This is a genomic window from Kribbella sp. NPDC023855, from assembly GCF_040639475.1.
Classification (GTDB): Bacteria; Actinomycetota; Actinomycetes; order Propionibacteriales; family Kribbellaceae; genus Kribbella.
The window spans coordinates 275,202-294,644 of sequence record NZ_JBFAAA010000002.1; the positions used below are offsets into that span (position 1 = coordinate 275,202).

Here is a 19,443-nt window from a genome sequence, read left to right on the forward strand (position 1 = left end):
GGACCCCGGGAGGATCCGGTGTGTCCACCCTCAGGGGGATTCTGCCGTCCTCCCGCCCGGGGATGCCATCGGTTAACTCCCTGACCCGCCCCCGACGATCCCGTACTCCGACCCGCTCCGCATCCGACCAAAGTCGACAACTGGTAGCCGAATGGCTTTCCTGCAAGGAAAATCCATCGGCGCTCAATGAAAGTGACTCCCAGCTGATGGTCGGTGTCACAAAGACGAGAGGCCCGCCGGAACGGGTCCGGCGGGCCTCTCGGCGTACTGCGTCAGTCGGTCAGGCCGCTGCGTTGACCTCGGCCGGGGTGTCCGAGATGACGGACTCCCGGCGCTTCGAGATCACCACTGCCACCGCGATGACGGCGACGGCCACCAGCGCGATGATGATCCGCAGCGGGGTGTTGGTGTCCTCGCCGATCGTCGACATCCCGACGACGGCCGGAGCGATCAGCACCGAGACCAGGTTCATCACCTTGATCAGCGGGTTGATGGCCGGACCGGCGGTGTCCTTGAACGGGTCGCCCACGGTGTCACCGATGATGGTGGCCTCGTGCGCCGGCGAACCCTTGCCGCCGTGGTTGCCGTCCTCGACCAGCTTCTTCGCGTTGTCCCAGGCGCCACCGGAGTTGGCCAGGAAGACGGCCATCAGGGTGCCGCTGGCGATCGCGCCGGCCAGGTAGCCGGCCAGCGCCGAGGCGCCCAGGCCGAAGCCGACCGCGATCGGGGCCAGGATCGCGAGCAGACCGGGGGTGGCCAGCTCACGCAGCGAGTCGCGAGTGCAGATGTCGACGACCTTGCCGTACTCCGGCTTGCCGGTGCCCTCCATGATCCCGGGGATGTCGCGGAACTGGCGACGAACCTCGTAGACGACCGCACCGGCGGCCCGGCCGACGGCGTTGATCGCGAGACCGGAGAACATGAACACCACGGCCGCACCGATGATCAGGCCGACCAGCGTGGACGGGTCGAAGACCAGCGCGTCCATGTTGAACGCGGCGTCACCGGCCTCGTTCAGCACCGAGTAGATCGAGTCGGTGTAGGACCCGAACAGCGCGGTCGCCGCGAGCACCGCGGTGGCGATCGCGATGCCCTTGGTGATCGCCTTGGTGGTGTTGCCGACGGCGTCCAGCTCGGTCAGGATCTGGGCGGCTTCGCCGTCCACGTCACCGGACATCTCGGCGATGCCCTGGGCGTTGTCCGAGACCGGGCCGAAGGTGTCCATCGCGACGATGACACCGACGGTGGTCAGCAGACCACAACCGGCCAGCGCGATCGCGAACAGCGCGACCACACCGCCGCCACCGACCAGGAACGCGCCGTACACGGCGGCGGCGATCACCAGGGCGGTGTAGACGGCCGACTCGAAGCCGACCGAGATGCCCGACAGGATCACCGTGGCCGCACCGGTCAGCGACGTCTTGCCGACGTCCTTGACCGGCTTGTCCTCGGTACCGGTGTAGTAGCCGGTCAGCGCCAGGATGACCGCGGCCAGCACGATGCCGATGATCACCGAAACGGTGGCGATGATGCGCGGGTCGCCGTCGTTGGCGGCGATCGCGTCGGTGGCGCCGGTCAGGCCGGCGAAGCTGTCCGGCAGGTAGACGAAGGCTGCGACCGTACAGAGCACGGCCGAGATCAGCGCGGAGATGTAGAACGCCCGGTTGATCGTGCGCAGGCCGTTCTCACCGGCCCGCGGCTTGGTCAGGTAGACACCGATCACCGCCGTGATGACGCCGATGGCCGGCACGATCAGCGGGAAGATCAGGCCCTGCTCGCCGAAGGCCGCCTTGCCCAGGATCAGCGAGGCGACCAGCATGACGGCGTAGGACTCGAACAGGTCCGCGGCCATACCGGCGCAGTCACCGACGTTGTCGCCCACGTTGTCGGCGATGGTCGCCGCGTTGCGGGGGTCGTCCTCGGGGATGTTCTGCTCGACCTTGCCGACCAGGTCGGCGCCGACGTCGGCGGCCTTGGTGAAGATACCGCCGCCGACCCGCATGAACATGGCCAGCATGGCGGCACCGAAGCCGAAGCCCTCCAGCACCGTGGGCGCGTCGCCCTCGAAGAACAGCACCACGACGGCCGCGCCCAGCAGGCCGAGACCGACGGTGGCCATGCCGACCGTGCCACCGGTACGGAACGCCACCCGCATGGCGGGCTCACGTCCCTCGGCCCGCGCGGCGGCGGCGACCCGGACGTTGGCCCGGGTCGCGAGCCACATGCCCAGGTAACCGATGGCGGCGGAGAAGCCCGCGCCGATCAGGAAGAAGACTGACCGGAAGATCTTCAGCGTGGTCTCGTTGCCGTCACCGTGCACGGGCAACAGGAACAGCAGCAGGAACGCCACCACGGCAAAGACCGACAGCGTCTTGAACTGGCGGGACAGATAGGCCGCAGCCCCTTCCTGCACCGCCAAGGCGATCGTCTTCATGTTCTCGGTGCCATCGTTCGCGGCAAGCACCTGACCGCGGAACACCATCGCGATGGCGACCGCGAAGATCGCGATCACTCCGACGACGATGACCAGCGTGGTGTTGCTCGACGAAAGATCCACCGCTTGTACAGCAAGCAGCCCGGACATCCGTCCTCCTTGTAGGCAACCCTCAGGGCTGACGGCCCCCGTACTGCCGTGACCGAAGGGTTGAGAATTACGACACAGCGCCAAAGGCCTGACGCGGTGGGTCACTCTAACGGGTCAGCAACCAGACCTGACGACAGGGTGGTCTACGTCATACCCGCTGCCGACGGCCTCAGATGGCCGAGGCGACGTCCGGGTGGATCTCGAAGACCTTGGTCAGGCCGGTGATCCGGAAGATCTTCAGCAGCCGTTCCTGGGTACAGACCAGCGACAGTGATCCGTCGTGGGTCCGCACCCGTTTCAGTCCGCCGACCAGCACGCCGAGGCCGGTGGAGTCCAGGAACTCCACCCTTTCCAGGTCGACGACCAGGTCGTAGTGACCTTCGTCCACCAACGTGACAATGGTTTCGCGGAGTTTCGGCGCGGTGTAGACGTCGATCTCCCCACCCACCTCGACGACGGTGCGCCCACCCTCCGTGCGCGTCGTCAGCGACAGATCCACTTCGGCCTCCGTTCCCGTGAACTGTTGCATTCAACCATGTACGGACCGTGCGTGCCCGTCCAGTTAGGGTCGGAGTATGAGTGAGGCGGCCGACGTACTCAAGCGGCTCGCGGCCGCGCCCGGCCGCGCCGAACGGCTGACCCATGTCGAGTCCGTTCCACCCCGGCTGGGTAAAACGGGCGTTTGGCCGCGCTGGACGCCACCCGAGGTGCTCAGCCAACTGGCCGACTGTGGCATCACCGCGCCCTGGAGTCATCAGGTCGAGACCGCCGAAGCGGCGTACAGCGGCAAGCATGTGGTGGTCGCAACCGGTACTGCGTCCGGCAAGTCGCTCGGCTTCCTCTTGCCCGCCTTCGCGACGTTGAGCATCGCGCACGCGGCGTCACCGCATCGACGGACGGCGTCTGTTCTGTACCTGTCTCCGACCAAGGCGCTGGCGCACGACCAGTTGCGGGCGGTCTCGGCGTACGCGGTGCCAGGGTTGCGCGCGACGACGCTCGACGGCGACTCGGAGCGGACCGAGCGGGACTGGGCTCGCGACCACGCCACCTATGTCTTGAGCAACCCGGACATGCTGCATCGGTCCGTCCTGCCGAACCACCAGCGCTGGGCCAGGTTCCTGGGCTCGCTGCAGTACGTAGTGGTGGACGAGTGCCATCACTACCGAGGCGTGTTCGGGGCCCACGTCGCCGGCGTACTGCGCCGGCTGCGGCGCGTCTGCGCGCAGTACGGGGCGCATCCGATCTTTGTCTGCGCTTCGGCGACTGTTGCGGAGCCTGCTGTCTCGGGTGAGCGGCTGACCGGCCTGCCGATGGTGGAGGTGGTGCAGGACGGCTCACCGCGAGGCGGCATCTCCTTCGGCCTCTGGGAGCCCCCGCTGACCTCCCTCCGCGGCGAGAACGGAGCCCCGGTACGCCGGTCCGCCCCGGCTGAGGTCGCCGACCTGCTGACCGACCTGGTGGTGTCGGGGGTCAGGACCGTGGCGTTCGTCCGGTCACGCCGAGGAGCCGAGTCGGTCGCGATGACTGCCCGGGAGAACCTCGCGGAGATCGACCCGGCGTTGAGCGAGCAGGTGTCGGCGTACCGGGCTGGTTACCTCCCGGAGGAGCGCCGGCGACTCGAGAGCATGCTGCAGAGCGGTGAGCTGACCGGTGTGGCTGCGACCAATGCGCTGGAGCTGGGCATCGACATCGCCGGGCTGGACGCAGTACTACTGTCCGGCTGGCCCGGGACGCGCGCCTCGCTCTGGCAGCAAGCTGGACGCGCCGGGCGATCCGGTGGCGATGCACTGGCTCTCCTAGTCGCCCGGGACGATCCTCTGGACACCTATCTCGTCCGGCACCCGGCAGCGATTTTCGGGCGACCTGTGGAGGCGACAGTCTTCAACCCCGAGAACCCGTATGTGCTCGGTCCACAGCTCTGCGCCGCCGCTCAAGAGCTGCCGCTCACTCCTGACGACTACGACGTCTTCGGGGCGACGACCGAGAGCGTCATCAAGCAGCTCGTCAAGCAGGGGCTGCTGCGGGAGCGGCCGCACGGCTGGTTCTGGACGCGGCGTGACCGGGCTGTCGACGCTATCGACATCCGCTCGGCCGGCGGCAAGACAGTGCAGATCGTCGAGGACCAGACCGGCCGGCTGCTCGGCACTGTCGATGGCGGCTCGGCCCACGCGAGCGTGCACGCCGGAGCCGTCTACGTGCATGCGGGTGAGTCGTACCTGGTCCGCACGCTCGACCTGGAGAACCACGCGGCGATCGTCGAGCCCGCCTCACCGGACTACACCACCTTCGCCCGGGACGTCACCGAGATCAGCATCCTGGCCACCGAGGACACCCAGAACTGGGGTGCGGCCGAGCTGTCGCGGGGCTGGGTGCAGGTGACCAACCAGGTGATCTCGTTCCAGCGCAAGCAACTAGTCACCGGTGACGTCCTCGACGAGCAGCCGCTGGATCTGCCCGAGCGCACGCTGCGGACCAAGGCCGTCTGGTGGACCATGCCGGACTCGATGGTCGCCGAGCTGGGGCTGAGCGAAGTACCGGGAGCTGCTCATGCGGCCGAGCATGCGGCGATCGGGTTGCTGCCCCTGTTCGCCACCTGCGACCGGTGGGACATCGGCGGCGTCTCCACCGCCAAGCACGCCGACACCGGCCGGCTCACCGTCTTCGTGTACGACGGCCACCCGGGCGGGGCGGGCTTCGCCGAGCACGGGTACGCCGCGGCGCGCGAGTGGTTGACCGCGACACGCGAGGCGATAGCACACTGTGAGTGCGTGGACGGGTGTCCGTCGTGCGTACAGTCACCGAAATGTGGGAACGGGAACAACCCGCTCGACAAAGGTGGCGCAGTCGCGCTGCTTACCGCACTTCTTCGCAGTGAGGCCTGAAACCTCCAGCACCAGGCTGCTGGAAGAAAGGCAGCGATCATGCTAGCCCTCGGAATCGTCCTGATCGTCCTTGCCGTCCTCTTCGGCCTGGGCGTCACCTTCTCGTCCGATGCTTCGACGACCCTGTCGGTGTTCGGCGTCGACTTCGGACTGGCCGTCCCCACCCTGTTCTTCCTCGGCGTCGCCGCCGGCGTCGCCGTCACCCTCGGCCTGTGGCTGACGAAGAAGGGACTCGGCCGCGGCTACCGCCGGCACAAGGAGGTCCGTCAGCTCCGCGAGAAGGTCGCGGAGGTCGACACCCAGCCGGACGAGCCCACCGTGACGCCGGTCGGCCGGCACGCGGCGGATCCGGACCACACCCTTCCCGCGGAGGACCCCGACAGCCGCACCGTCGACGTCTCGGAGGGAGAGCGCCTGGCGGGCCGGCCGCACACTGTTGCTGACGGCACCGATTCGAAGCAGCCGCACTGACGCACAGCGCCCTGAGTTGAGCCGGTTTCACCTTCCGCTCAAGGTGGGACCGCTCAACCGGAAAACCTGCCCTGCTGTGGAAACCGTTGTAATATGTCGATCCAGGCACAGCCGCCACTCGGCCGCGGCACAGCCGTTTCGCAGCCGCATATCGATGCCCTGCGCAACAATCTTGGCGTGGCAGTTAGTTGCCATTGGCATCAAGTTCCCCCAGATCTCGATAACCACCGCCGACCCAGCTGTGTATTACTGGTCGTGGCGTCAACGTCGCGTTGAGTCACCGTCGGCCGTTCCAGGCCTGGAAAACGCTGACCGCTCTCGCCTCGGGGTCCCGACGACCTGACGCCGCGAGATGGCACGACCTCTGGAGGTTGTCTTGATCATCCGTAGAATTGTGAGCCGCACCGGCGTGGCAGTCCTCGCCGTCAGCGTCGCCCTGGCCACCGCGATCCCCGCCCAGGCGGCGGTTCCGGCACCGGCCGACCCACCGGGCGTCGAGGTCGGCGTGGTGAAGCAGATCGCCAACCGGGCCGACACCCGGTACTGCCTGACCTTCGTCACCTCGAACAAGGTCCCGATGGCAGTGATGATGGCGTGCGCTCCCGGCAAGGAGGGCAAGACCCAGGAATGGGTGCTCACCGAGAAGGGCCAGCTGCAGGTCGCGATGAGCAGGAGCGTCGGTGGCGCCCTTGCCAAGACGGGCGCCTGCCTGGACACCGGCGCGGATCTGGTCGCCACCCCGAAGGACGCACCGGTGCTGGTGCTGCCCTGCCGGGACGGCGACGGACAGAAGTGGAACTACGACGAGTCGTCCGGCTCCTTCGTCAACGCAGCGAACGGAATGGCACTCAGCTCGCTGCTCGGCAAGGGCAAGGCGAAGCAGGCTCAGCCGACCGGTAACCAGCCGGCCAGCGGAGGCAAGTACCAGGGCTGGAGCGCACTGCCGCTGCCGGGCCTGGACATTCTCGGCGCGGTACTGGCACTCGTGAACGCACTGCTGGCATCGCTGGGCCTGGCCCTGCCGCTGCCGATCGCGAACGCCGCGACGAGCCTGTTCGACCTGGTCCGGGCGAAGACCCCGGTACCGGCACAGATGACGACCCTGCCGAAGCAGATGATGCAGCTGGCACAGCGCTGACGCTGGAGGATCCTCAGCCGAACAGAGGAGGGCCGGCCCCGACGCGATGTCGGGGCCGGCCCCTTCCTTTCGGTTCAGGAACAGATTCCGGAGCGGTGGGCTATCCGCTGCTTGCGCGTCAGCGGAGCGGCCCGGTCAGTGCGTCACCACCAGCAGTGGTGCCAACAGTGGTGCCAACAGCCGAGGCCGAGGTCGATAATGATTCCAAGCATCTTCGTCACCTCCGTGTCAGTGATCCGATCGGCACTGACGCTACCTCGCGCTCTCACGAGCTGTATCTAGTCGGCTACCCTTTGTAATCCAACCGCGAGTGAGCTTTAACTATTCCGCAATGCCTGCCGCCTGGTTCGGGTTTGACGTCCACTCAGCGTCCCCGGGAAGTAGCCGAGGGCAACAAGCCGCCGTAGGAAAATGACAACGTTTTCCTCTCCGCCGTGAAAAAGTCTTCACAAAGTCGGCGCCGAGTGCCAAGGTGAACCGGCACTGGCTGAACTGACCCGCAAGGAGCCCCCTGATGCGACGTATTCCGCCCTTGTTCCGGCTGGCCGTCCTCGGCTCGGCCGCCACCGTGCTGCTGACCGGCTGCCTCGGCTCGTCGGACTCCGGCGGCGAGCAGGACACGAACCGCAACGCCGATGCGAAGAAGGTCGAGCTGGTGATCGGCGCCAACTCGGTCAAGGGCGGTAAGAACACCGCCGGCGCGGAGTTCACCGAGAACGTGCTGATCCCCAAGTTCGTCGAGGCGCAGAAGGCCAAGGGCGTCGACGTCACGGTGAAGTTCCAGGGTGACGGGTCCGAGGACGAGGTCTACAAGCAGAAGCTCGCGCTCGGCCTGTCGAACAAGACCGGCCCGGACCTGATCAACGTGGACGGCATCTGGGTCGGCGAGTTCGCCCAGGCCGGCTACCTCAAGCCGCTCACCGACACCGTCGGCGACGCCGCCAAGGTGGACGACTGGGACGGCTGGAAACAGATCCCCGAGGCGGTCCAGCAGCTCGGCATGTTCGACGGCAAGCGGTACGGCGTACCGGGTGGCACCGACGGCCGGGTGCTGTACTTCAACAAGAAACTGTTCGCCCAGGCCGGGCTGCCGGCCGACTGGCAGCCCAAGTCGTGGGACGAGATCATCCAGGCCGGCCAGGCGCTGAAGAAGCTGCCCGGCGTCAAGCCGATCCAGATCAACGCCGGTACGGCGATGGGCGAGGCGACCACGATGCAGGGCGTGCTGCCGCTCCTGGTGGGAACCGGCGCGACCATCAACACCGACGGCAAGTGGCTCGGGGACACCCCGCAACTGCGGCAGGTGCTCGACCTCTACAAGTCGATCTACGGCAGCGGCCTGGGCGACCCGATCCTGCAGCGCGAGGCGAAGGGCCGGGACAAGTCGTTCGCCGAGTTCGCCGCCAACAAGATCGGCATCCTGCTCGAGGGCGACTACTTCTGGCGCAGTGTGGTGGAGCCGAAGTCCGGGGTCGCCAAGATGGCGGACCGCGACACCGCGGTCGGCTACGCGCTGATCCCGGCCAGCAAGCCCGGGGCCGGCGTCAAGGGCCAGGACTTCGTCTCGATGTCCGGTGGCGGCGCGGTCGCGATCAACCCGAACACCAAGTTCCCGCAGCAGGCCTGGGAGCTGCTGCAGTTCATGAACTCGGCCGAGATGGTCAAGGCCGGGCTGAACGGCGCCGCCAAGATCACCCAGCGCACCGACGTCAACGCCGAGGTCCTGTCCGGCGACCCGATGCTGAACTTCGTCGCGACCAAGGTGCTGCCGATCACGCAGTACCGGCCGGGGCTGGCGGAGTACCCGCAGGTCTCGGCCGCGCTGCAGCAGGCGACCGCGGACGTGATCGGTGGCAAGACCACCGAGGCAGCGGCGAAGGGCTACCAGACGGCCGTGGTGGCTGCGGCGGGTAGCAAGGACAAGGTCACCACCAATTGAGAAGGGTCCGTGGTCCGGCCCAGGATGTCGCGGGGCTCGGTGTCGGGCGGGCCTTTGGCTTCCTGGCACCGGCACTGCTGCTGATCGGGGCATTCCTGGTCTTCCCGGCGCTCTGGACGATCTACATCGGCATCACCAACTACCGGTTGACCGGTGTGCAGGCCGTTTCGCCGTCGATCGTCGGACTGTCGAACTACACCAAGGCCCTCAACGACGCGTTGTTCCACAACGCGCTCTGGCTGACGCTGCTGTTCGTCCTCGGCTCGGCGATCATCGGGCAGAACATCCTCGGCTTCGCGCTCGCCTGGACGATGCGCCGCGCCCGCCCGGCGGTCCGGCGTACCGTCGAGGCGTTGGTCCTGCTGGCCTGGATCCTGCCGTCGACGGTGGTCGCGTACCTGTGGATCGCGTTCTTCGACCGGGACACCGGGACGCTCAACAGCATCCTCGGGACGCAGGGCACGGCCTGGCTGATCGACTACCCGATGGTCTGCCTGGTGCTGTTCAACACCTGGCGCGGTACGGCCTTCTCGATGATGCTCTACTCCTCCGCGCTGCAGGCGGTCCCGCCGTCGCAACTGGAGTCCGCGCGGATGGTCGGTGCGTCTGGCTGGCAGACACTGCGGGATGTCGTGTTCCCGCACATTCGCGGACACGTGCTGACCAACACGTTGCTGATCTCGCTGTGGACCGCGAACGACTTCTCGCCGTTCCTGCTGACCAAGGGCGGGCCGAACCACGAGTCGGAGACCGTGCCGGTCTACATCTACAACGTCGCGTTGCAGGGCGGTGAGCTCGGCTACTCGTCGGCGATCTCGTTCCTGCTGCTGATCGCGAACCTGCTCGTTGCGCTGCTCTACCTGCGGTTGCTGCGGAGGCGCTCATGACACCGGGTGACGTCGTACGCCGGATCGGCTTCTACACGCTGATCTGCGCGATCACGTTGTTCTTCGCAGTACCGATGCTGTGGATCGCGTCGGCACCCTTCGACGCCTCTCCGGGGCTGGGCGTGGGCTGGCCGGACTGGACGCTGGAGAACTTCCGCAAGACGCTGGCGCATCCGTACGCGATGCACTCGATGGTCAACTCGCTGCTGATCTGCGTCACCACCGCAGTGGCGGTGACGGCCTTCGCGGCGCTGGCCAGCTATGCGTTGTCCCGGGTCCGGATTCCTGGGCGCGACGCCTTGCTGTACGGGCTTCTGCTGCTGTCGTCGGTGGTCACCGGGACCGCGGCGATGGTGCCGATCTTCGTGATGATGTTCCAGCTCGGGCTGATCGACTCGCGCTTCGGCGTCGCGCTGGTGATGACCGGCGGGTTGTTGCCGGCGGCAATTTTCATCCTGAAGGACTTCGTCGACGCGGTGCCGAAGTCCTACGAGGAGTCGGCCCGGGTGTTCGGCGCCTCGACGCTGCAGATCCTGCGCGACGTGGTGCTGCCCGTCGCCCGGCCGGGGCTGGCGACCATCCTGGTCTGGGCGTTCGTGAACTCGTGGGGCAACTTCCTGGTGCCGTTCCTGCTGATCCGGTCCACCGACCGGCAGCCGGGCGCCGTGTTGTTGCAGACCTTCACCGACGAGGGCGGCAGCGCCAACCTGTCGGTGATCCCGGTCTTCTCGCTGCTGTTCTCGATTCCGGTCGTCGTGCTGTATCTGCTGGTGAACTCGAGGTACGGGTTCCGCTTCCATGGAGGGATCAAGAGCTGATGGCGGGCATCGACATCGAAGGCCTGGCGACCGTCTACCCGAACGGCGTCCGCGCCGTCGACGGGCTGGACCTGACCGTGGCCGACGGCGAGTTCTTCGCCCTGCTCGGCCCGTCCGGGTGCGGTAAGACGACGCTGCTGCGGACGATCGCCGGACTGGAGTCCGCGACCGAGGGCACGGTCCGGATCGACTCGGCCGACGTGACCCGGCTCGAGCCCGGCAAGCGCGGAGTGGCGATGGTCTTCCAGGACTACGCGCTCTTCCCGCACATGACCGTCTCGGAGAACATCACCTACCCGTTGAAGGTACGCCGAGTCGCTCCGTCGACTCGTTCTGAGGTCGCGGAGCGGACTGGCGCCGAGCTGTCGCTGCAGGGGTTGCTGGAGCGCCGGCCGGGACAACTGTCCGGCGGGCAGCAGCAGCGGGTCGCGCTGGCTCGGGCGATCGCGTCCGAGGGCAAGGTGCTGCTGCTCGACGAGCCGTTGTCGAACCTGGACGCGCGGTTGCGGCTGGAGGCCAGGACTTTTTTGAAGAAGCTGCAGCGGGATCTGGGGATCACGACTGTCTTCGTCACGCACGACCAGGCTGAGGCGTTGGCTCTGGCGGACCGGATCGCGGTGATGCAGAACGGTCAGCTGCGCCAGCTCGGGTCGCCGCGTGAGGTGTTCGCGCGGCCCACGAACACCTTCGTGGCGAACTTCATCGGCTCCACTCCGATGAACTTGCTCCCCGGGGTCGTGTCGGCCGCGGGTACGGTTTCGCTCGCCGGCGGGTCATTGCCTGCCGCAACCTCGTCGGTGCCGACCGATGCGGAGGTGACGGTCGGGATCCGGCCGGAGTACCTGACGCTGTCGACCGGCGACGTGTCCGGGCCGTCGTTGCGCGGCTCGGTGGTCGTCGCGGAGAACCTCGGCACGATGTCGCTCATCAGCGTCGACTGCGACGGAACGCTGATCGGCGTGACGGTGCCGGAGGAAGACGAGCCGGCGCCGGGTACGACCGTCGTACTGACTGCTTCTGCTCAGCGAGTGTTGCTGTACGACAAGGAGTCCGGCGACCTACTGGCCCGCCAGCCGGCCGTCGTCGGCTGATGGCTAGTACGAGCTACCGGCAGCGGTGGACGCTGGACGACCGGGCGGAGTCGGTCTGGCATTCGTTGCCGGTCGACATCCCGGCTGGCTGTCCCGGGCTGTTGGTGACGCTGACTGTGCCCGCGGTGGAGGGCGCGGTGATCGATCTCGGGTGTGAGGGCCCTTCCGGCTGGCGCGGCTGGTCCGGCGGCGCTCGTCGAACCTTCGCGATCACTCCGACTGCTGCGACGCCTGGCTATCTGCCCGGTGAGCTGGAGGAGGGCACCTGGTTCGTGATCATCGGGCTGCATCGCGTCCCGGTCGAAGGTGTCGAACTGGTGGTCGAAGCGGTCACCGGACCGGTCTCGGTGATCCCGGGACTGGACGAGTACGCCGCGTTGACGGCTGCTGTCGGCGTACCGGCTCGGCCGCCGCGTCGTGAGTTGCCCGCTGGGGAAGGGCTTCGGTGGGTGGCTGGTGACTTCCACTCGCACTCGCTGCACTCGGACGGCTCGACACCGGTGGCCAACCTCGCTGCACTCGGGGTGTCGGCGGGGCTGGACGTCATGGCGATCACCGACCACAACACCGAGGCGCATCACCGGGAATTGCCGGGGGTGGGTCGGCAGTTCGGTATCGGGCTCATCCCCGGGCAAGAGGTGACCACGGACACCGGCCACGCGAACGCATTCGGCGCGATCGGCTTCATCGACTTCCGCCGCCCTGCCGCGACGTGGGTGAAGGAGGTGGCTGGGCGCGGCGGGTTGCTGTCGATCAACCACCCCCTCGGCGGCGACTGCTCCTGGCGACACCCGCTGCCGGAGCACCCGCCACTCGCGGAGGTCTGGCACTCGTCGTGGCTCGACCACACCTGGGGCGGCCCCATCGCCTGGTGGCAGGCGTGGGGCCTGGGTGACACCACCCCCATCGGCGGCAGCGACTTCCACAACCCGTCGTCCATGACCTTGCCCGGCACCCCGACCACCTGGCTGGCCATCGATGCAGCCGCCGAGGGCCCCGACGAACTGGTCCCTGCCGTCCTGGACGCCCTAGCCGCCGGCCGCACCGCCATCTCTGCCGGCTACAACGCCCCCGTAGTACTCCACAACGACAACGAACTAGTCGTGATCGACGCCCCCAACACCCTCCTGCTCACCCCGGACGGCACCCGCCACCCCATCCGCACCCCCCACGAAACCGTCCCGGCCCCCACTACCACCGGCACAGCCCTGATAACCCACGACAACCGCTTCCTGTCCCTCACCGGCTAGGAGGGGTGGTCGCGATCCGGTCGCAATCTGATAGAGATACCGCGTTGATGTGGACGGCGTCAGTTTCTGCCCTCCATGATCTGGAATCCGAAGTCCTGCCCATCTCGTCCCGGAGGCTCGTTTGCCCGACCGCATCCGGCTGTTACTGGTCGACGACCAGATCCTCAGCCGAGGCGTGCTCAGAAGCGGCCTGGAACGCGAGCAGGACCTGGAGGTCGTTGCCGAGCTCAACCGCACCGACGACGTGGTCGGCGCCGCGAAACACCACCGCGCCAACGTCGCCCTGCTCGACACCGCCGGGCCCGGCGCCAACAGCCTCAGCGTCACCACCAAGCTCCGTACGTCGATGCCGGAGTGCCGCGTCGTCATGCTCACCACCTTCGGCCGTCCCGGTCACCTCCGCCGCGGCCTGGAGGCCGGCGCCAAAGGTTTCGCGCTCAAAGGCAGCCCGGCCCCGCAACTCGCCGACGCCGTACGCCGCGTCCACCTCGGCCTCCGCGTGGTCGACGCCAGCCTCGCCGCCGAAACCCTCCAGTACACCGAGACGCCGCTCAACGACGGCGAAACCGACACCCTCCGAGCCGCCCGCGAAGGCGGTTCGATCGCCCTGATGGCTCGCAACCTGCAAGTTTCGGAACGAGTCGTCCGCACCCGCCTCTGGTCCGCCATCGGCAAAACCGGCGCCCGCACCCGGGCCGACGCCATCACCATCGCCGAACAGAACGGCTGGCTCCTCGACTAGCCGATGCGGTCCCGGAGCCAACTGGGCCCCACGGTCTGAGCGCCGAGCGGTTCTACCCGTTCTCGGAGACCTCTGTCTGCGGTGACGACGGTGATTCTGCGGTTGTTGTCTGCCGCGGCGGCTGCCGCGACGAGGTCGACGATGGCGTCATCGCCCGAACCGGAGGCCAGCACGATGCGGAGTTCGGGGTAGTCCGAGTCCGTGTCGCTGTTCCTGCCGACTGCCGCTTTTGCTGCTCCTTCCAGGATGACGGCTATCTCAGTGGGTTCGTCGAGGCGGGCGGGGAGGGCTTGGAGATTGGTGAGGAGGCGGCGGGCTGCGCCGGCGCGGTCGCGCCACCAGCCGTCGGGACGTGAGCCGACCACGTTTGCCGCGTCGACGACCAGGAGGGGAACAGAGTTGTCGGTCACCGCATCAGTTTGCTCCTTCGGTCGGTCCGGCTCGTGCTTCTGCTGTCACGACCGGCGTGCCGAGGACACCTAGTCGCAGCCTCACTCCTACGACGACTGCGATGGTTTCTCCGGCTTGGTGGCAGGCATGGACTTCGGCTTGCTGGGCTGCTGCTATTTGGCTGGCTGTCCGGCAGGCGTCAATGGTTCCGGTCTGTAGCGCTTGGGCGGCGCTGAGGGCTGCGAAATCCGCGGCGGATGCTGCCCGGTGACGGCCGACCGACACGGATGCCCAGAAGATACCCACCAGACAACCGCCGAGCAGGACCGTCGCCAGCCCGATCGCAAGGATGCTCGCAGCGCCGGACTCCCCTCGTTTGGCTGTTGCGCGGGAGTCAGCCATCGGTCGGCTCCGTCTGGACTGTGGCAGTGGCTTCGGCGGTTGGTACGCCGGGCGGGGTGGCTGAGGTGGCGACCACCTGGACGTGGATGGTGGAGTCGGTTTGGGTGATGGTGATGGTCGCGCCCGAGGGTGCGGATCGCTGGCCGAGCCGGCGGGCGGCTTCGGTTGGTTCACCGCGGGCGACAGCTCGGGCGGTGTCGCGGGCTGCGTCGATGCAGCGGATGTTGGTGATGACGGTGCCGATCAGCCACAGGCCCGCGGCCAGGACCGCCAGCAGAACGGGCAGAACCAAGGCCACCTCAGCGGTGACGGAACCGCGGTGGGTTCGGCGACGGTCGGGTTGCATGGGCGCACCTCCGGGATCGGCCGGCCGCGGCGGGAGTGGGGGTGGCGCGCCGCGGCCGGAGGGCGTGAGTGGGTCAGATCTGCACGCCGTCGACGCCGGCGGCCTTCAGGGCGTAGTTGATGATTGCCTTGAGCAACGTCATCATCGCCGGCGACTTGAACAACGCGATGAGGATACCGCTGAGGCCGCAGGCTGCGACGATCGTGACGGCGTACTCCGCGGTGGCGGCGCCGCGTTCGGTGCGCTTGCGGGATCGGCGAGCGGGTACCAGCGCCAGGGACATGTCGAACCTCCTGCTCTGCGACCCGGCTGCTCCGGATCTGCTTACTGACAAGGTGCCGTCGTCAGAGCCCTTGCAGAAAAGGAGTTCTCAGCCTGGGGACAACTAGGCGCGATCGGCCCTCATCAGCCGCTTCAGCTGGTCGTCGGACAGTCGGAGCTGGGCGGCTTCCACGTTCTCCCGCAGGTGTTCCGCCGACTTCGTCCCCGGAATCGGAATCATCACAGGTGATCGATGCAGCAACCACGCCAGCGAGACCTGCATCGGCGTGGCATCCAGCTCGGTCGCAATGTCGGCCAGCACCTTCGAGGATGACGCATGCGCACCCAGCGCGACGGGCAACCACGGCACGAACGCGATTCCTTGCTCTGAGCAATGATCCAGGACGGCGTCGTGTTCGCGATCGGTCAGGTTGTAGCGGTTCTGCACGCTGACCACCTCGATCACCTGCCGCGCCTCCTCCAGTTGCTCCACCGTCACCTCCGACAAGCCGAGATGCCGAACCTTGCCTTCGGCCTGCAACTGGGCGAGCGCGCCGAGCTGGTCCTGGAACGGCACCAGCGGGTCGATCCGGTGCAGCTGGAGGAGGTCGATCCGCTCGACCTTCAGCCTCCGCAGCGACAGTTCCGCCGCCTGCCGCAGGTACTCCGGCCGCCCGACCGGTTTCCATTCACTCGGCGACGGCCGGGTGTGTCCGATCTTCGTCGCGATCACCACGTCATCGGCGTACGGGTGCAGGGCCTCGGCCAGGAGCTCCTCGTTGGCGCCGATGCCGTACGCGTCGGCCGTGTCGATGAAGTTCACCCCCAGCTCGACGGCCAGCCGGGCGACCCGAATCGCGTCCGTGCGGTCCGCTACCGGCCGGAATCCGGTCAGCCGCATCGCACCGAACCCGAGCCTGCGCACCTCCAGCTCACCGAGCTTCAGCGTCGTGGAAATGGTCATCTTGGTGCTCCTTGTCATCGGCGTGTACTGCGCATGCTCGCCGAGCACCGGAGGTCTTCTACAATGATTTAGCTATCTCTAAATCGACAATCTGCCGCTGGCCGGAGTGACTGGTTTGCTGACGATCAGGTTCACCGTGGAAGACCTCGCCCGCACGCGGTTGGCGGTCTCGCCGCTGTGGGAAGTGGTCGCGAGCATCCGGCTGCTCAAAACGCCACGGTCACAGACGTTCCACCGCAGCTGGGCGCAGACAACAACGGAGCGGATCAACCGCTCGGGCGTCGACTTCGATCTGCTCTTCGACTTGATCGACCCACGAGTCTGGTACCTCGCCGACTTCCTGACGCCCCCTCCGCAAACGCCGGTGCCCGACCTGATCACCGACCTCAGTGCATTACGCCGGGTTCCCGCCGACCAGATTCGCGCGGATCTCGACGTACTGGCCTATGCCCAGAAGAACCCGATCGGCTCGCTCGACGAGGCATCGCTCCCCCGCCGCCGGCGACGCACCACCGCGAGCGACATGCCAACGGCCGCGATCGCGGACCTGTACTCCGATCCGCCCGCCGGCGTGGAGCGGCTGGTCGGGCAGCTGCAGGCGTACTGGGAATTGGCGATGGCGCCGCACTGGGGACGGATCCGCGCACTGCTCGAAGGCGATCTGCTGTACCGCGGACGGCGGCTCGGCCAAGCGGGACATGCCGGACTCTTTGACGATCTCGCGCCGACGGTGAAGTGGCGTGACGGGTCGTTGCACATCAGGCATCGGCGGTTCACAGGTGTGCGGCAACTGGCGGGCGAGGGATTGCTGATGAGCCCGTCCGCTTTCGTCTGGCCGACCGTGTACTCGAGCACGATCCCACCCTGGCAGCCGACACTGACCTACCCGGCTCGTGGAGTGGCCACGCTCTGGAGCGATCCGGTACGCACCACCTCAGCCGGCGTCACCGCAGTACTGGGGCGGTCGCGGGCGGAGTTGTTGACGCGGTTGGACACACCGCGATCCACGACCGAGCTCGCCGCCCACATCGGGCTCACGGCCGGTGGTGTCTCACAGCACCTGAGTGCACTCCGGGCCGGAGGCCTTGTCACTCCTCATCGGCTCGGTCGGGTTGTCTTGTACGCCCGAACGTCGGCGGCGGAGGCGCTGCTCGCCGCGGCCGAAGTCGGTTCGCTGGGCTAGCGTGGTCGCCATGTTTGTTCTGGAGCTGACCTACACCGCCCCGCTCGAGCGCATCGAGGAACTCATCAGCGACCACGTGGCTTGGCTGAAGCCGCAGTACGAGGCCGGGGTGTTCCTGATGTCGGGGCGCAAGGAGCCTCGGGACGGCGGCTTGATCATTGCCGCCGGCGACGACCGCGCGGCGATGGAGGAACTGGTGGCGAGTGACCCGTTCTCGGTCGCGGGCGTGTGCGAGTACCGGGTGACGCAGTTCTTGGCGACGAACGTCGCGCCGGCGCTGGCGCAGTACCGGGATCAGCCTTCAGTCTAGGAAGCTGAGCAGGCCGGACAGCGAGCTGGCGATGGTCGGGACGATGCCCAGCAGGACGAACGCTGGAAGGAAGCAGACGCCCAGCGGGACAACCGAGCGGGACTCGACCGCACGGGCCTGCTCCTCGGCGGTCCAGCGACGGGTTTGACGGGTGTCGTCAGCTTGGTGTTCGAGGATCTTCGCGAGTGGCGCGCCGGAGCGGAGGGCTCGTTGGGTCGCGCGGGCGAAGGCGGCGCAGGCGGGCTCCTTGAGAAGGCAGGACCAGGCGTCGATCGGGTCGGCGCCAAGGTTCATTCGGCGTTCGACCTCGGTCAAGAGCTCTGCGAGTGGGCCGTCGAGAGACTTGCCGACCACTCCGATCGCGGCTTGAGGTGGTCGGCCGGCTCGGAGGCAGGCGGCTAGTAGGTCTACGGCTAGCGGCAGGTCGGCGACTAGGCGCGCTGTACGCCGACGGTTGGCTGCGGGTTCCAGTCGGCTGAGGGCGGGTGGGGCTCCGACGAGGACGGCGGCTGCGGGAATCACGCCGGCTGGGATGCCGAGTAATAGGAGCACGCCGATTGCGCCTGTGGCGGCGACCGTGAGGTGGAGACGGCGCGTGGTTGGCGGTACCTCCTTTGCCGTCAGGAGGCTGAACGGCCAGCGTGGGGTGAGAGCAGGGCGCTGCGCTGCCAGCCGTCGGCGGACCGGTGGGCTCGGAAGGAAGAGCACGACCGCGAGGGCTATGGCGATCGCGGGAAGGATTGGACCGGGGTTGTCCATGGCGGGTCAGGTTGTCGAGTGGGCAGGTTCCCACGGCGGTCTGGTCTGGGCGTCGGTCCAGCGGAGACCGAGGATGGTCAGGGTCAGACCTAGTGCGAGGCACAGCCAGCCCGGTGGGGTGTTGGTGAGGAAGGCGAGCGGATCGGCGCCGATCGCGTAGCCGAGCGCTGTGCCGAAGACGGGGAGAACCGCGAGCAAGCGGGCAGTCGCGCGGCTGCCGGCGACACCCGTCGTGATCTGGCGGCGGATGGTCTCGTCGGCGCGGAGGGATTCGGCCAGGCGCTCGGCGATGAGGGCGAAGGCGGCGCCGGATTCGTCGGCGACTCGCCAGGCTGCGGCGAGGGCGCGGAAACCTTCTGTTCCTGGGGATTCGGCGATCAGTTCGAGGAGGGCGGGCACGTCGCCGCCCAGCTTGGCTGCTGCAGAGACGACCTCGAGATCTGGACACACGGTGGCCGCGCCTGCCAGCGCGGCGGCCGGTGGACGTCCGGCACTGAGCTCTGCGGCTAGTACTTCGCAGGCTTCGATGACGGTGGCGCGTTTTGCGGCGGCAGCTCGGCGGTGGACGGCACGGGCGCGTTGCTTGATGACGACTGTCGCGATGACTCCGATCGTGGCGGCTACGACTACAACGGACGGATCGGTGGACGCCGCGACCAAGATGCCTAGAGCAACCACTGCGCCAATCACCCCGAGCCGTCGCGCGGCCGATCGGGCGAACGCGCCCGCGCCGACGGAGCCGGACCTTCGCCGTGACGTGCGGTTCAGCCGCGGTGAGCCGCTGGACTGCGCCGAACGGCTGAGTTGTGCTCGGCTACGCAGTCTCGGGGTTGAGGCGTCGAGGCGGTGAAGGGCGCGCGTCGGCGACGGCACGAGTGAGAAGACCGCGATCGCGGCCAAGAGTGCGGTCAGGGCGTGCATCAAGAACTCCAGGAAACGGCGGGTGGTCGGTGGAGGTATCAGCCGGATCGGAAGGTGATCGGCGGTCGGGGCTGGCATGCGGAGGACGGCGAGGTGGTAGGTGGT

General features: G+C 67.6%; 20 protein-coding genes. 11 read left to right on the plus strand and 9 right to left on the minus strand.

Translation table 11 applies throughout. From position 1 onward, the window contains the following. Positions 1 to 280: 280 nt before the first annotated feature. Positions 281 to 2,584: a sodium-translocating pyrophosphatase gene (locus AB0F51_RS07000; protein ID WP_360275282.1), complete on the minus strand. Its 2,304-nt coding sequence runs from the start codon at positions 2,582 to 2,584 to the stop codon at positions 281 to 283. Between the two features lie 169 nt (positions 2,585 to 2,753). Next, entirely contained in the window at positions 2,754 to 3,083 is a 330-nt protein-coding gene (locus AB0F51_RS07005) for an STAS domain-containing protein (RefSeq protein WP_360275284.1), read from the minus strand. A gap of 76 nt (positions 3,084 to 3,159) precedes the next feature. Here AB0F51_RS07005 and AB0F51_RS07010 point away from each other — a divergent pair, with 76 nt between their 5' ends. The 9 genes from AB0F51_RS07010 to AB0F51_RS07050 all read left to right on the plus strand — a co-directional run bounded on the left by AB0F51_RS07010 (position 3,160) and on the right by AB0F51_RS07050 (position 13,802). Further along, complete coding sequence (locus AB0F51_RS07010; RefSeq protein ID WP_360275287.1) at positions 3,160 to 5,466, plus strand: DEAD/DEAH box helicase; 2,307 nt, start codon at positions 3,160 to 3,162, stop codon at positions 5,464 to 5,466. Between the two features lie 39 nt (positions 5,467 to 5,505). Further along, the gene (locus tag AB0F51_RS07015; protein ID WP_360275289.1) at positions 5,506 to 5,937 is read left to right on the plus strand and encodes a hypothetical protein; all 432 of its coding nucleotides are present in this window, start codon (positions 5,506 to 5,508) and stop codon (positions 5,935 to 5,937) included. Positions 5,938 to 6,313: 376 nt separating this feature from the next. Beyond that, positions 6,314 to 7,075 carry a ricin-type beta-trefoil lectin domain protein gene (locus tag AB0F51_RS07020; RefSeq protein ID WP_360275292.1) on the plus strand — a complete coding sequence of 254 codons (762 nt, stop codon included), beginning with the start codon at positions 6,314 to 6,316 and terminating at the stop codon, positions 7,073 to 7,075. A 514-nt stretch (positions 7,076 to 7,589) separates the two neighbouring features. Continuing rightward, a complete protein-coding gene (locus AB0F51_RS07025) occupies positions 7,590 to 9,014 on the plus strand; it encodes an extracellular solute-binding protein (protein ID WP_360275294.1) in 1,425 nt (474 codons plus the stop codon). Beyond that, entirely contained in the window at positions 9,011 to 9,901 is an 891-nt protein-coding gene (locus AB0F51_RS07030) for a sugar ABC transporter permease (protein WP_360275297.1), read from the plus strand. The genes AB0F51_RS07025 and AB0F51_RS07030 overlap by 4 nt, the downstream gene beginning before the upstream one ends. Beyond that, positions 9,898 to 10,719: a carbohydrate ABC transporter permease gene (locus AB0F51_RS07035; RefSeq protein WP_360275300.1), complete on the plus strand. Its 822-nt coding sequence runs from the start codon at positions 9,898 to 9,900 to the stop codon at positions 10,717 to 10,719. The genes AB0F51_RS07030 and AB0F51_RS07035 overlap by 4 nt, the downstream gene beginning before the upstream one ends. Beyond that, positions 10,719 to 11,810, plus strand: coding sequence for an ABC transporter ATP-binding protein (locus AB0F51_RS07040; RefSeq protein WP_360275303.1), 1,092 nt, complete (start codon positions 10,719 to 10,721; stop codon positions 11,808 to 11,810). The genes AB0F51_RS07035 and AB0F51_RS07040 overlap by 1 nt, the downstream gene beginning before the upstream one ends. Continuing rightward, positions 11,810 to 13,060, plus strand: a complete 1,251-nt coding sequence (locus AB0F51_RS07045; protein ID WP_360275306.1) for a CehA/McbA family metallohydrolase — start codon at positions 11,810 to 11,812, stop codon at positions 13,058 to 13,060. The genes AB0F51_RS07040 and AB0F51_RS07045 overlap by 1 nt, the downstream gene beginning before the upstream one ends. A gap of 121 nt (positions 13,061 to 13,181) precedes the next feature. Continuing rightward, positions 13,182 to 13,802 carry a response regulator transcription factor gene (locus tag AB0F51_RS07050; protein ID WP_360275309.1) on the plus strand — a complete coding sequence of 207 codons (621 nt, stop codon included), beginning with the start codon at positions 13,182 to 13,184 and terminating at the stop codon, positions 13,800 to 13,802. Here the strand turns inward: AB0F51_RS07050 and AB0F51_RS07055 are convergent. From AB0F51_RS07055 to AB0F51_RS07075, 5 genes are all read right to left on the minus strand, one after another. Then, positions 13,799 to 14,212 (minus strand): hypothetical protein, encoded by a 414-nt coding sequence (locus AB0F51_RS07055; RefSeq protein ID WP_360275312.1) that lies wholly within the window; start codon positions 14,210 to 14,212, stop codon positions 13,799 to 13,801. The genes AB0F51_RS07050 and AB0F51_RS07055 overlap by 4 nt on opposite strands. 4 nt (positions 14,213 to 14,216) lie before the next feature. Then, positions 14,217 to 14,594 carry an Rv3654c family TadE-like protein gene (locus AB0F51_RS07060; RefSeq protein WP_360275314.1) on the minus strand — a complete coding sequence of 126 codons (378 nt, stop codon included), beginning with the start codon at positions 14,592 to 14,594 and terminating at the stop codon, positions 14,217 to 14,219. Then, positions 14,587 to 14,940 (minus strand): TadE family type IV pilus minor pilin, encoded by a 354-nt coding sequence (locus tag AB0F51_RS07065; RefSeq protein WP_360275317.1) that lies wholly within the window; start codon positions 14,938 to 14,940, stop codon positions 14,587 to 14,589. The genes AB0F51_RS07060 and AB0F51_RS07065 overlap by 8 nt, the downstream gene beginning before the upstream one ends. 73 nt (positions 14,941 to 15,013) lie before the next feature. Further along, a complete protein-coding gene (locus tag AB0F51_RS07070; RefSeq protein ID WP_360275319.1) occupies positions 15,014 to 15,223 on the minus strand; it encodes a DUF4244 domain-containing protein in 210 nt (69 codons plus the stop codon). A 102-nt stretch (positions 15,224 to 15,325) separates the two neighbouring features. Further along, positions 15,326 to 16,165, minus strand: a complete 840-nt coding sequence (locus tag AB0F51_RS07075; RefSeq protein WP_360275322.1) for an aldo/keto reductase — start codon at positions 16,163 to 16,165, stop codon at positions 15,326 to 15,328. Between the two features lie 106 nt (positions 16,166 to 16,271). Between AB0F51_RS07075 and AB0F51_RS07080 the strand changes: the two genes are divergently transcribed. Further along, positions 16,272 to 17,348, plus strand: coding sequence for a DUF5937 family protein (locus AB0F51_RS07080; RefSeq protein WP_360275324.1), 1,077 nt, complete (start codon positions 16,272 to 16,274; stop codon positions 17,346 to 17,348). A 10-nt stretch (positions 17,349 to 17,358) separates the two neighbouring features. Then, a complete protein-coding gene (locus AB0F51_RS07085) occupies positions 17,359 to 17,658 on the plus strand; it encodes a YciI family protein (RefSeq protein WP_360275326.1) in 300 nt (99 codons plus the stop codon). Here the strand turns inward: AB0F51_RS07085 and AB0F51_RS07090 are convergent. Both AB0F51_RS07090 and AB0F51_RS07095 read right to left on the minus strand, forming a co-directional pair. Beyond that, the gene (locus tag AB0F51_RS07090) at positions 17,650 to 18,417 is read right to left on the minus strand and encodes a type II secretion system F family protein (RefSeq protein ID WP_360275328.1); all 768 of its coding nucleotides are present in this window, start codon (positions 18,415 to 18,417) and stop codon (positions 17,650 to 17,652) included. The genes AB0F51_RS07085 and AB0F51_RS07090 overlap by 9 nt on opposite strands. 6 nt (positions 18,418 to 18,423) lie before the next feature. Continuing rightward, entirely contained in the window at positions 18,424 to 19,416 is a 993-nt protein-coding gene (locus AB0F51_RS07095) for a type II secretion system F family protein (protein WP_360275331.1), read from the minus strand. Between the last annotated feature and the right edge of the window lie 27 nt (positions 19,417 to 19,443).